At 70.4% G+C, this 12932-nt stretch carries 6 protein-coding genes; all 6 read right to left on the bottom strand.

Features of this window, described 5'->3' with window-relative positions:
- Nucleotides 1-163: 163 nt before the first annotated feature.
- The 6 genes from OHA55_RS00575 to OHA55_RS00550 all read right to left on the bottom strand — a co-directional run bounded on the left by OHA55_RS00575 (nucleotide 164) and on the right by OHA55_RS00550 (nucleotide 12754).
- Nucleotides 164-1978, bottom strand: a complete 1815-nt coding sequence (locus OHA55_RS00575; protein WP_266701693.1) for a fatty acyl-AMP ligase — start codon at nucleotides 1976-1978, stop codon at nucleotides 164-166.
- A gap of 3 nt (nucleotides 1979-1981) precedes the next feature.
- Nucleotides 1982-7873 (bottom strand): non-ribosomal peptide synthetase, encoded by a 5892-nt coding sequence (locus tag OHA55_RS00570; protein ID WP_266701691.1) that lies wholly within the window; start codon nucleotides 7871-7873, stop codon nucleotides 1982-1984.
- Nucleotides 7870-11067, bottom strand: coding sequence for an amino acid adenylation domain-containing protein (locus tag OHA55_RS00565; RefSeq protein ID WP_266701690.1), 3198 nt, complete (start codon nucleotides 11065-11067; stop codon nucleotides 7870-7872). The genes OHA55_RS00570 and OHA55_RS00565 overlap by 4 nt, the downstream gene beginning before the upstream one ends.
- A gap of 239 nt (nucleotides 11068-11306) precedes the next feature.
- On the bottom strand, nucleotides 11307-11561 hold the full coding sequence (locus OHA55_RS00560) for a hypothetical protein (protein ID WP_266701688.1): 255 nt from the start codon (nucleotides 11559-11561) through the stop codon (nucleotides 11307-11309).
- The gene (locus tag OHA55_RS00555) at nucleotides 11558-11797 is read right to left on the bottom strand and encodes an MbtH family NRPS accessory protein (protein ID WP_266701686.1); all 240 of its coding nucleotides are present in this window, start codon (nucleotides 11795-11797) and stop codon (nucleotides 11558-11560) included. Before OHA55_RS00555 ends, OHA55_RS00560 begins: the two co-directional genes overlap by 4 nt.
- A gap of 12 nt (nucleotides 11798-11809) precedes the next feature.
- A complete protein-coding gene (locus OHA55_RS00550; protein ID WP_266701684.1) occupies nucleotides 11810-12754 on the bottom strand; it encodes a TauD/TfdA family dioxygenase in 945 nt (314 codons plus the stop codon).
- Nucleotides 12755-12932 lie beyond the last annotated feature (178 nt).

Here is a 12932-nt window from a genome sequence, read left to right as displayed (position 1 = left end):
CTGAGGGACCAGGACATCCGCGGAGGTCGTGCGACCTCAGCCCGCGGGTGAGGAAGCCGATGCCGGGCACCTCTCCGGTGGCCGTGGCGCTTGCCGGCGCTTCGTGGCCGGCCCCGCCGAGCAGATGTGGATCGCCGGTGACCGCTTCTTCACCAGAGCGACTTCAGGCACGGGTTCCTCCCACGGCGGATTCCCCGGACCAAAGCCAGGCATCGAGCCCACCACTGAGATAGAGCCGCCGGGTCTCGCGGCGCTGGACCTTTCCGCTCGTCGTCCGCGGGAGGCGGCCCGGGGTGAGAAGTACGACGTCGCCGAGCCCGACCTGGTGTTCCTCGGCCACCTCACGGCGCACCGCCAGCACCACCTCGCGGCGGGCCGGAACGGCCGCTGTCCCGGCCGGATCCGTCGTGCGGCGCCGCTGCGCCATCTCTGCCACGGCGACCACCCGGACTTCCTCGTCGCCGTCGCCCGGAACCGTGAACACCGCCGCCACGCCGGCATTGACGGCCGGATGGCTCGCGGTCACGGTCAGCTCGAGGTCCTGCGGGTACATGTTGCGCCCGTCGATGATGATCAGGTCGTCCGCGCGTCCCGTGACGTAGAGCTGTCCGTCCCGCAGGAAGCCGAGATCGCCGGTCCGCAGGAAGGCGTTCTCCTCCCCGGGCAGCACCGCACCGAACGCGGACCGGGTCGCCTCCGGATCGCGCCAGTAGCCGCGGGCCACATTGGCGCCCGCCAGCCAGATCTCGCCCACACGGTCGGGCGGGCTCGGTTGTCCGGTCTCCCGGTCGACGATCCGGACCAGGGCGTTTCCCGGCGGCCGGCCGCAGGAGACCACGCTTCGGGCAGGCCCGCCGTTCTCGGCCTCCCGCACGACTCCCTGCTGTTCCAGCGCCTCCACGTCGAGACGGGCGACCTCGTGGGGGCCGTGCGTGCCGGTCGCGAACACGTTGGCCTCGGCCAGCCCGTAACTCGGCATGAAGACCGACGGACGGAAGCCGTGGGGGGCGAAGGCCTGCGTGAACCGGGCCAGGGTCGAGGCGCGCACGGGTTCGGCGCCGCAGATGGCGACCTCCCAGCGACTCAGGTCGAGGCCGGTCCGGTCGCGCGGCGCGATCCGATCCACACACAGGTCGAAGGCGAAATTGGGTCCCGTGGTCATCTGGGCCCGGTAGGACGACATCACCTCCAGCCACCGTGCCGGGCGCATCAGGAAGGTGGTGGGGGACATGAGGACGCAGTGGCCGCCGACGAGGACCGGGAAGATCAGGGTGGCCAGGCCCATGTCGTGGAAGGGCGGCAGCCAGGTGACGCTGGTGAAGTCGGAGCCGCTGCCGGAGAGCCAGGTGTGCCGTGCGAGGCTGCCCGTGAGTCCGGCGAAGTTGTCCGTCATGTTGCTCTGGGTCAGCACGACCCCTTTGGGAGCGCTCGTCGACCCCGATGTGTACTGCAGCAGCGCCACCGTCTCCGCCGTGCTCCGCGTGTCCCGCCACGTGTCGGCCAGTTCCGTGGCGACGGCCGGCACGTCGACCGCCCTCGCCGTGATACCCAGGGGTCCGTCCTCGGCTTCGGAGGCGTACTTGGCCGTGGTGAGGATCACGGACGGGTCGGCGTCCTTCACGATCTGCCGGAGCCGGTTTTCCTGCCGCCGGTTCCCGAACGGGGAGTCCGGATACGGCACGGGGACCGCGATGACGCCGGCGAAGGAGCAGGCGAAGAAGGCCGTGATGAAGTCCAGGCCGGGAGGCAGGAACACCAGGGCGCGTTCCCCGGGCCGACTGCTCCGCTGGATCTCCGCGGCCACGGCTCTCACCCGTCGTTCGAACGCACCGTAGGTGATGCTCGCGAGCTCGCTGCCGTCCTGCGCCAGCTCTGTGTATACGACCCGGTCGGGGAAGGAAGCAGCCTGGTGGCGCAGCACCCCGGTCAGGGTGTCGCCATAGGGGTGCCGGTGGACGGGGGGAGTGGCGGACGTCATCTCTCATCCCTCCTGGGCTCGGACGGCGGGCGATCCTGGCTCCGAGGTGAGGTTGCCGACCAGTTCGACGAACCGGCGCTGCATCCTCTGGACCGTCGACTCTTCGAAGAGTTCGGCGTCGTACTCCCAGAACGCGTCGATGCCCGCACGGTCCTCCCGTAGCCGGACGGTCAGGTCGAACCGGCTGGTGTCGGCGATGTCGACCACGAACGGTTCGACCTCCAGGCCGGGCAGGTCCTGCTGGTGCTGAGGAGTGTTGTCCAGCGTGAGCTTCAGCTGGAAGAGCGGGCTCTGATTGCTTCCGCGACGTGGGTTCAGCGCCTTGACCACGTCCTCGAAGGGCAGGTCCTGGTGGGCATAGGCGTCCACGGTGAGGGCTTTCGTCCTCCGCAGCAGCTCCAGCCAGGTGGGTTCACCGGACAGGTCGCCCCGCAGTACCACCTGGTTGACGAAGAACCCGATCAGATTCTCCACGGCGGCGTCCGACCGGCCGGCGACATCCGCGCCCACGACCACGTCCGTCCCGTCGGTCAGCTCGGCCAGCAGCGTGTGGGTGACGGCCAGGAACGCCATGAAGAGAGTGATGTCCTCTTCCTTGCACAGCGCCCGCAACCGGTCTGCCACCGCTTCGTCGATCCGGAACGGCAGGGTCCCGCCGCGGTGCGCGGTGCCGGCCGGCCGGGGGCGGTCCAGCGGCACGGCGGGGAGGGACAGGATGCCGTCCAGCTGCGTCCGCCAGTAGGAAAGCATGCGGTCGTACTGGCCGCCGTCGCGCAGGGAGCGCTGCCACACCGCATAGTCCGCGTACTGCACGGGGAGCACGGCCGGTTCATGCGGACGGCCCTCGCACAGGGCCGCGTAGCACTCCGTGATCTCGCACACGAGCAGCCCCACCGACCAGCCGTCCAGCGCGATGTGATGGGTGGTGAGCAGCAGGACGTGCTCGTCGGCGGCGAGCCGGAGCAGGTTCACGCGTACGACCGGCGGGTGCGCCAGGTCGATCCGCTGGTCGTACTGCTCGCGGGCGAGCCGCCGTGCGACCCGCTCGCGCAGGTCGTCCGGAAGGCCGGTGAGGTCCAGGACGGGCAGCGTGGCCGGTGCCTGGGGCAGGACCATTTGGTAGGCGACGCCCTCGTCCGACCTGATGAGCGTGCGCAGCACCTCGTGGCGACCCGTCACCTGGTTCAGGGCGTGCTCCAGATGACCGATGTGGAGCGTGCCGGTCAGCCGCAGGTAGGTGCCGTAGTTGTACTGCCTGCTCTCAGGGTCCAGCTGAGTGGTGAACCACATGCGTTCCTGCGCGAAGGAGGGCACCGTCCGCTGGGTGCGCGGCACCGGTACCAGCGGGGGCAGGGCCGGGGTCCTCGGCGCGGGATCCGTGACCCCCAGCCCGTCCAGCATCCGGCCGAGGTCACGCAGCACCGGCGCTTCGAAGGGGGCGCGGATGGGTACGTCGGCGCCGAACTCCTCGCGGAGCCGGGACACCAGCTGGAAGCTGAGCAGAGAGTGGCCTCCGAGATTGAAGAAGTCGGAGTCGGACCGGATACCGTCGCGACCCAGCAGCTCGGTCCAGATCGCGGCGATCCGTACCTCGGTGGGCGTCAGCGGCTCCACCGCGGGCGCCTGACCGGTCGTCCTGCCGACCGTCAGGGCCAGGTCCTGCCGCAGCTCGGCACGGTCCACCTTGCCGTTCCGGGTGAGCGGGAACTGCGGCAGCGGCAGGAAGCGGGCAGGGACGAGAGCGGGCGGGAGGATCTCCCGCGCGCGTTCCTCGACCGCCGAGATCCGTGCCGCGCTCCTGGCCTGCCACAGTGGTTCATTGGCGGTGGTCCGCCGCGCCGGGGCTGTGCCGGTGGCGTGCGCCGGGGCAGGACTCCCGGCCCGTTCGCCGGCAGGCCGGCGCAGCACGACGTCGAAGCTGCCGTCGGCGCTCCCGGTGTCCCAGGTCACCCCGGCCTCGATCCCGTACCGCTCGGCGAGCTCCCACAGGTCCTCGGGGTGCACTCCCGCCTCCCCCGTGGCATCTTCGGCGCGGGCCCGGACCTCCTCCACGGGGGTCTGCGGGAGTGCGTGGGCAAGTGCGTCACGGAAGGCGATCGTCGTACGGGTACGGGCGTTCGGCACGCCGGAGAAGGCGAGCGTGCCATCGGCGGGCCCGCCCTCGGACAGCTGCTTCTCCAGTGCCGCCAGGTCCATCCCGGCCGCACTCCAGTCCGTGCCCGCCGGTGCCGGCCGGGGAGCGCCGTCGACGGTGAGTACGACGTCGTAACGGAACACGCTGAGTTCGTTGTCGTACCGTCCCCTCTTCGGCAGGACGCTGACACCGGTGATCCGCGGCAGTGTTTCGCGAAGACCGTGGAAGAAGCCCGGATCCAGGCAGAGTTCGGGTTCCAGGGCGACCTGGCGCCGCAGTTCGGCACGCAACCGGCCGGCCTTGGTGCCGGGCTGCGCCCGGTGGGCGAGGACCGACGCGTGGAAGGCCTCCAGGAGCCCGAGGCTTCGGACGTCGCCGACGAACACCCGGCCGCCCTCGGACAGCGCGGACACCGCTTGCGTCAGCACTTCGCGCAGATACTCGGCCGACGGGAAATACTGGACGACGGAGTTGAGGACGACGGTGTCGTACCGTCGCCCCGCCCGGATGCTCCGGTGCGCGGGTGCCGCGGCGAGCGACACGGCGCCGTCGGGAACCGGGACGGCGGGGACGACCGTGTCCCGCACGTACTGGATGGCCGGTGCGGACTGGTCGGTGCCGTGGAACGTCTCGCAGGCCGGGGCGACGCGGGAGAGGATCATGCCGGTTCCGCAGCCGATCTCCAGGGCGTGACGGGGTTCCAGCGCCGTGATCCGGTGCACCGTCGAGTCCAGCCACTGCGACATCTCGGACGGGTCGATCGGGCCTCCCGTGTAACTGCTGGTCCACCCGGCGAGGTTGAACGACGGGTCGGCGCCCGGGGAAGCACCGAGGTCCGCGTAGGTGTCCTGGTACAAGTCGCGCCAGCGGTCCAGGAGGCCGTCGGCCGAGTCGCCGCGGTCCGCCGGGCCAGGATCCTCGGGGCCGATCTCGAGGAAGGCGACGAGTTCCGCGTTGCCGGGAACACGGCGGTCCACCTCCACGAGCGCCTGCCGTACGCCGGGCATCGCCGACAGCACGGACGTGACTTCGCCGAGCTCGATCCGGTGGCCTCGGATCTTCACCTGGTCGTCGAGCCGGCCGAGGTATTCCAGCGAGCCGTCCCGCAGGACGCGGGCCAGGTCACCCGTCCGGTAGAGGCGGGCTCCACCGCCTTTGAAGGGATCCGGGACGAACCGTTCGGCGGTCAGCTCGGGGCGCTTCCAGTAGCCGTACGAGACGCCGGCTCCGCCCACGTGGAGCTCGCCGGGCGCACCCACGGGAACCGGGTTCATCAGCGGGTCCAGAACGTACAGCTGGGTGTGGGGGATGGGGCGCCCGATGGGGACGGCCCCCGAGGGCGTCGGCCGGCCGTCGTCCTCGTGCGCCGCGCAGGCGACCGCGGTCTCGGTGGGGCCGTATTCGTTGAACAGGCGACGAATCGTTCCGCCTGCCCGCCATGCCGCAACTTGTTCCTCACGCAGGTCCTCGCCGCCGATCACCGCAATGCGCGACCACGGCGCATCCCGGTCCGGGTCCGCAGCGTCCTCGAGCAACTTGAGGTGGGAGGGCGTCAACTTGACGAAACTCAGGTCGCGCGCGGACTCCGCCGAACGCACCAGCGCCTCGCCCGGAGCCCCCTCCTCATCGAGAAGGACCAGGCGCTGGCCGCTGAGCAGCGGAGCGAACAGGCTGGTGACCGTCAGATCGAAACCGATCGACGAGTGGACGGGCACCCCACTGCCCCCCGCGGCGTCGAAGGTGTCAGCGGCCCAGAGCAGGTAGTTGGCGACCTGCCGGTGGGAGAGCACCGCAGCCTTGGGAATGCCGGTGGAACCGGACGTATAGATCAGGTACATGATGTCCGCGTCGTCGCCCGCCGCCCCCGGGGCGGGCCGTGCTCCCACCGTGGCCGTGCCGGCCGACAGCGCCGCCGCGGCCACGGTCGGCAGCCCGGCCAGGGGCTCGCCGCCGTCCTCCGTCACCACCAGGACGGCTCCGCTGTCCTGGAGCATCTGCTCCGTACGGGACGCCGGATGGCCGGGATCGACCGGCAGGTAGGCACCACCTGCTTTGAGGATGCCGAGGAGCGCCACGACGAGCGCCGGCGAACGCCGCGTCCGGACCGCGGTCGTCGTCCCGCCGCGTACGCCCAACTCCGTGAGGCGGGCGGCCGCGCGGTCGGAGGCGGCGTCCAGTTCCGCGTACGTCATCTCCCCGAGCCCGGAGGACACGGCGATGGCGTCCGGGGTGCGCCGGACCTGTTCGCCGAACAGCCGGTGCACCCGCATGTCGGCCGGACGGGCCGTCTCGGCCCCGTACAGACCGGCGGCGACGCCCGCGGTGGCGGCTGGGGCGGTCACCGGCAGAGATGCCAGCGATGCGGCCGGATCCGCGAGCACTCCGTCCACGAGCACACGCAGAGACTCCAGGACGCGTTCCGCGGTCGCTCCGTCGAACAGGTCCACCGCGTGGATCAGCTGGCAGTCGAGGCCGTCGGCGCCGTCCCAGACGTTGAGGTCGAGATCGAAGCGGGCCGCGTCCAGGTCCAGTGTCAGCGGGGAGAGGGTGAGCCCGCCCACCGTGTCGACGGGCTCGGGGGTGTTGTGCAGCGTGAAGTTCACCTGGTAGAGCGGGTTACGGCCGAGGTCGCGTTCCGGATGCAGTCGCTGGGCCAGTAGGTCCAGTGGCATGTCCTGGTGGTCGTAGGCCGCCAGGCAGGTTTCGCGCACCTGCTTCAGGAACTCGCCGAACGGCAACTGCGGGTCGACCTCGGAGCGCAGCGCCACGGAGTTCGCGAAGAACCCGACGAGGTTCTGCAGATGGCCGCTGCGGCGGGCGGCCACGGGGGTTCCCACGACGATGTCCTGCTGGCCGCTGTAGCGGCTCAGCGTTATCTGGAACGCGGCGAGGAGGACCATGAAAAGGGTGCAGCCCGACCGCGCGGCCAGGTCGGCCAGGGCGTCGCGGACCGAGGGAGGGAGGAGCACACGCACGCTTGCGCCGACGGTGCTGGGTCGTGCGGGGCGCCGATGGTCCAGCGGCAGGGACAACAGCTCGGGGGCGCCGGCCAGGCGGTCCACCCAGTAGTCCAGCTGTGCCTTGGCCTCGTCGCTCTCGACCCACTCCTGCTGCCACCGCGCGTACTCGGCGTAGTCCGGGCCCAGCGGAGCGAGTGCTGCCGCCCTGCCGCACGAGCGGGCCTCGTAGCAGTGGGCCACGTCCTGGACGAACACACTGATCGACCAGCCGTCGAACACGGCATGGTGGAAGGTCAGGAGCAGTACCGCCTCCTGCTCGGCGACCAGGAGCAGGTGGAAGCGCACCAACGGCCCGCTCGCCAGATCGAAGGGGACCTGTTGCTCGAGCTCGGCCAGCCGGATGCTTTCGGCGCGCGCCGCCTCCGCCCCGAGCCCCGTGAGGTCCGTCACGGGTAATTCACGAGGGGTATGCGCGTTGACGTGTTGGACCACCACCCCGTCGCGGACGGGAAGACTGGTGCGCAGGACGGCCTGCCGGACCAGTACGTCGTTGAGGGCCCCTTCCAGGGCCACGGGATCGAGAGGTCCGGTCAGACGGCAGGACATGGGGCTGTTGTAGGCCGCGCTGTCCGGCGTGAGTTCCTGGAGAAAGGCCAGACGGCGCTGGGTGAAAGAGGCCGGGACGGCCTCGTCGGGCTTCCTGAGCGCGGCCGTCGGGATACCACGCTCCCACAGGAGCTCACGGAGCTCGGCGCGCTTGCCGACGGGCAGCGAGGCGATGCGGTCGGTCAGATCATTCACTGGGGTTCCCTCGTGTGTGTGGCGTCCCCGTCGTTACCGGAGAGTCGGCTCAACTCGGCCGCGAGCGCGTCGAGTCGGCTGTCCGCCGCCGTGGCCGGGCCGGCGGCGACGAGCGGTGCCAGGTCGGCGATGGTGGGGCGGTCGAAGAAGTTCCGCAGACCGAGATCGACGCCCAGCTGTGTGCGTACGGCGATCACGGCGCGGCTCGCGAGCAGGGAGTGACCGCCGATCGCGAAGAAGTCGTCGTGTACGCCGAACCCCTGGATCTCCAACAGCTCGGACCAGATCTGCCAGAGCGCGCGCTCGGTGGCGTTCCGCGGCGGGGTCGCGGCCGCCGGCCGGTCCTCGGCCGCCTCCAGTCCGGGCAGAGCGCGGGCGTCGAGCTTGCCGCTGGACGTGACCGGGAGCGCGTCGAGGGTGACGAAGTGGTTTGGTATCAGATGAGCCGGCAGGCGCGTGCCGAGTTCGGAGCGCAGGACGGCCGGATCCGCCGACCGGGGGCCCTGCGGGACCACGTAGGCGACCAGACGCTTGTCCCCGGAGACGTCCACGACCCGCACCGATGACTCCGTGACCCGGCCGGTCGCGGCGAGAGCGGCCTCGATCTCGCCGGGCTCGATGCGGTACCCGCGGATTTTGACCTGGTCGTCCACCCGCCCCAGGAACTCCAGCTCGCCCGTGGGCAGTCGGCGGACCAGGTCCCCGGTCCGGTACAGCCGCTCACCGGGCATGTCGGGGAACGGGTGGGGGACGAATCGTTCGGCAGTCAGTTCCGGCCGGCCGGCGTATCCGCGGGCGAGGCCCTGCCCGCCGACGTAGAGCTCGCCGGGCGCTCCGATGGGGAGCGGGTGGAGACCGACGTCCAGGACGTGGAGGGACGTGTTCGTGATGGCCGTGCCGATGGGAATGTTCGCCAGGGGTTTTGGCGGCGTCCGGATCAGGTGGCACGCGGAGAAGGTGGTGTTCTCGGAAGGCCCGTACCCGTTCAGGAGATGCTGCGGAGCACCCTGTTCCATGAGCCGCCGGGTGACCGCGGGGTTCATCACCTCCCCGACGACGAACAGGAAGCGGAGTGGGGCCATGGCTGTGGCATCGGTCTCCACCACGCGGTTGAACAGCATGCCGGTCAGGCAGAGCACCGTGGGGCGGTGAGTCCGGACGGCGGCGATGACCTCGTCCGGCCCGAGCGGCTCCGCACCGGGGAGCACGACCAGCCTCGCGCCGTTGCAGAGTGCGCCCCAGACCTCCAGCGTGGTGATGTCGAACGACGGGTCGCCAAGGTGCACCAGAACGTCCTCCGGGCCCAGGGAGACGTAGTCGGTGTCCCGGACGAGACGGGCGACTGCCTTGTGGGGTATGGCTACCCCCTTGGGGCGGCCGGTGGATCCTGAGGTGAACACGATGTTCGCCAGCCCGTCGGGATCGCCGTGACGGCCGGGCCCCGCCGCGGGCACGGCGCCGGGGGAGCGGAGGGCCACGGCGGGGATGCCCGAAGCGGCCGGCCAGCCGGGCGGATCACCCGCGTACAGCACGGCGGCCGTTCCGGCATCCTCGGCCATCAGCCGGAGCCGTTCGGTGGGGTAGCGGGGGTCCAGTACGAGGTAGCCGGCGCCGGCCTTCAGTACTCCCAGCATGGCGGCCACCATGGCGGCCGAGCGGTGCAGTTGGACGCCGACGGGGCGGTCCGGGGCGACGCCCGCGGTCCGCAGCGACTCGGCGATGCTGTCCGACCACCTGTCGAGTTCCGCGTAGGTCCACTGTCCCGTGCCGTCCTGGAGCGCGACGGCCGCGGGACGTTCGCGCACCTGGTCCCGAAACAGTCCGTCGATGGTCGGCGGACCGGTCTGCGGGCGCGCGGTGCGGTTCCACCCGGCGATCCGTCGGAGGTGCTCGGGAGGGGTGAGGGAGAGGGAGCCGACGGGTCGGTCGGGATCCTCCGCCAAGGCGCGGAGGGCCCGGAGCCACATGTCGGCCAGGGCCGCGGCCGTCTCGGCGCTCCAGGCACCGGATCGCCTGCTCACATCGCCACTCGGCGCCTCATCGGTGGAGGTCTCGACCGTCCAGGTGAGACGGGCGCCGGGGTCCCGGTGCGCCAGGGCCGGTACCCGGCTGCGCGCTCCCTCGAAGTGCGGCAGCGGAGGGGCCGGGAGCATGCGGAACGCGATGCCGCCCGCGCCTGCGAAGAGTCCGGCATCCTCATCGGTGGTGTCCGGGCCGGTGGGCGGAAAATCGGCCCGGTGCTTCTCGACCGCTCCGCGCAGCTCTGCGACGTGCCGGACAAGAGCACGGAAGGATTCGTCCGGGTCGATACGCAACCGCAGGAGCAACTCGTCGGTGTACGGGCCGATCGCGGTCCGAGGTTCGCGGTCCGCGGGAACGGAGCAGTGCAGCAGGACATCTCTGCCCGGTTCAGCGAACGGCGCTGCCGCGAGGAACACGCCGGCCAGCAGATGATCGGTGAGATCGGCACCGTCAGCGCGGGCGAGACCGCGCAGGCAGTCCGCCAGGTCGGGCTCGAGCCGGAACGGGATCGCCCGGACGGGACCGGGGACGGGCTCGTTCGCGTCGGAGCGCGGTACGAGGGGTGAGGGCGCCGCCGGACTGCTTCCGGGCCGGAATTCTGCCGCGGGGGAGCCGGGGGAGTCGTGCGTGGGGTGGGGCTGACCGGAGGGTTCGGAGCCGCCCGGCAGGGGCGGAAGGGACCGGTCCGCGTCGGCGTAGGCCATGGACAGGTCGCGGGCCAGCACGGCAACCGATTCCTCGTCGGCGATCAGGGCATGCAGCACGACCTGCAGGACGTGCCGCTCCTCCCCGATGCGTACGAGCCTGGCTCGGACGAGCGGTGCCCGGTCCGCTTCGAAGGGGCTTCGGCGGTCCTCGTCGAGCAGACGTGCGAGGTCCTCTTCGGCACCGTCCGCCCGGGCGCGGTCGCGCAGGTCGGTCAGGACCAGAGCACAGGAGACACCGGCCGGTGCCGTCCGCTGCCGGGGCGCCCCCTCGACCTCCTCGAAGGAGGTGCGCAGGAAGGCGTGCCTGCCTACGCAGGCGTTGAGTGCCCGCTCGACAGCGACCGAATCCAGCGGACCTTCGACCTCGACGGTCAGACAGGGGTGCCCGACGTGATCGGTGTCGCTTCGGTCGAGCAGCCAGGTGCGTTCCTGGGACAAGGACAGAGGGCGATGGGTCCCCAGCAAGGTCCGCTTCCTTCGAATCGGTGGGTAAAGGCTGTACCGCAACTCCTGGTGGACCGGTGTGCGGCGTCAGATGCGGTGCATCGCAAGGCGGAGGGACGTCCGCATACTGGATGTGTGCGGATGTTCCGACAACGCGGCGAGGTGCCGTAGCCGTCGTCGCACACCCGCCAGGAGTTGCGGGACAGCCTTCAGGGAGGGCCGCGTACGGCGAAGAGCCCGGCAGCCGGAACGCGCAGGGGTCAAAGGGACGTGGTGGGGGCCGGCTGGCCGGTGAAGCCGAGGGAATCGGTGCAGAACGCTTCCCACGGCGGGCTCACCGTGTCCCACAGCACCTGCGCCTCGGCGCTGACCGGACTGCGCACCACGGTGAGGTCGTCCCAGAGGAAAACCACCTCGTCCGGGTCCAGGCCGGAGGCAGCCTCGGCCGCGTGACCGGCCCATTCCTCGAACGCGCGCAGCCGGCCCAGGGGATAAGCCCTGCAATAGGCCCTCACAGGGCAGAGCCTCCGGGCCGCGATTCCTGTTCGGCCATGCGACGGCGCAGGCTGAGCGGCCGCATGTCGGTCCAGACCTGCCCGATGTGCGCGAGGCACTCCGCCTTGGGCCCGCTGATGCCGACGTCGGACCAGCCGGGGGCGTTCTCCTTGCCGAGAGGCCACACGGAGAATTGCTCCTCGTGGTTCACGACCACCTTGTACAGGGTGTGGTCGTTGATTGCGTCGGTGGTCATGGGACGTCTCTCCTATCGCGGGTGGCTGGACGGCTCGGCCATGGCGACGGCGACGACGCGCGGGCCGGTGAACGGCTCACGGCCGTGGGCGGTGAGCATGTTGTCGACGAGGACGACGTCGTCCTTTTGGTAGTCGAAACGGGTGGACGCGCTCCGGTAGCAATCCCGTAAATGGTCGAGCACCTCACCGGGGATCGGCGCTCCGTCGCCGTAATAGGTATTGCTGGGTAGGTTTTCCTCACCGCACATCTCGAGCAGTCCGCGCTGTACGACTTCCGGGAGCGTGGAGACATGGAAAACCGTCGCATGGTTGAACCAGACGGCGTCCCCGGTGACAGGGTGGCGGTGCACGGCGTCCCGAACGGCTTTCGTACGGAGCCTGTTGGAACCGAGCCATTCGACGTCGATGCCGTTCAGGGCGCACTGCTGCTCCACGGCTTCCCGGCTGTCCGTTCCGAAGACCTCCTGCCAGGGGAGCCCGAGTGCCTCCGAGTAGTTGCGCACGACCAGCCACTTACGCCGGACGAACTCGGCGCGCACGTCGGGGTGGATGAGGTCGTGGATGCGCCGGGTGTCCGCGAGGGGCGTGGCACCACGGGTGTCGGGTGGCTGCGCGCAGTGGAAGAACAGGAGCCGCGGCCAAACGGCCTGGTAGGAGTTCTCGTTGTGCAAGAAGATTTCCTCGCCGGCGGGGTACTCCGTCGAGGTGTAGACGTTCCCGTGGATGGCTTTCCTCGGGGAGGAACGTTCGGTGTAGTCGAGAGGCGCCGAGTCGGCGAAACGCCGTACGACGGCGTCCAGCCCCTGCGCACCGCCGACGGTGAAACCGCGGAGGAGAACCGCTCCGTGTTCGTGGAGGGTCGTTCGCAGAACATCCCGCTCCCGCCCCACGTACTCGGCCAGCGGCGCGGGGGCTTCAGCCGTGATGACGTGGGCAAGGGTGGTATTGCCGTTCATCGGCAGTCCGCCTTCGCGGGAGGAAGTGCTACCACTAATTCAGGCTGTGACATCGGAATAACCCCTGAATGGGTGTTGGTAAACAGAGGGAAAAGGAGGGCCGGAAAGTGGCCCGAGCGAAGCTGCGCGGGGTCGACGGATTGGGCATCGTCGATCGAAGTGGCGCACTGGTGCCTCA

Source organism: Streptomyces sp. NBC_00102 (assembly GCF_026343115.1).
Taxonomy (GTDB): domain Bacteria; phylum Actinomycetota; class Actinomycetes; order Streptomycetales; family Streptomycetaceae; genus Streptomyces.
Note: the sequence above shows the minus strand (reverse complement) of the source record. Positions and strands in the feature narration are given on the sequence as shown.

Coding starts and splice junctions, on each gene's coding strand:
- OHA55_RS00575 (WP_266701693.1), bottom strand. CDS start 1,978: ATGACGTCCGCCACTCCCCCCGTCCACCGGCACCCCTATGGCGACACC.
- OHA55_RS00555 (WP_266701686.1), bottom strand. CDS start 11,797: ATGACCACCGACGCAATCAACGACCACACCCTGTACAAGGTGGTCGTG.
- OHA55_RS00550 (WP_266701684.1), bottom strand. CDS start 12,754: ATGAACGGCAATACCACCCTTGCCCACGTCATCACGGCTGAAGCCCCC.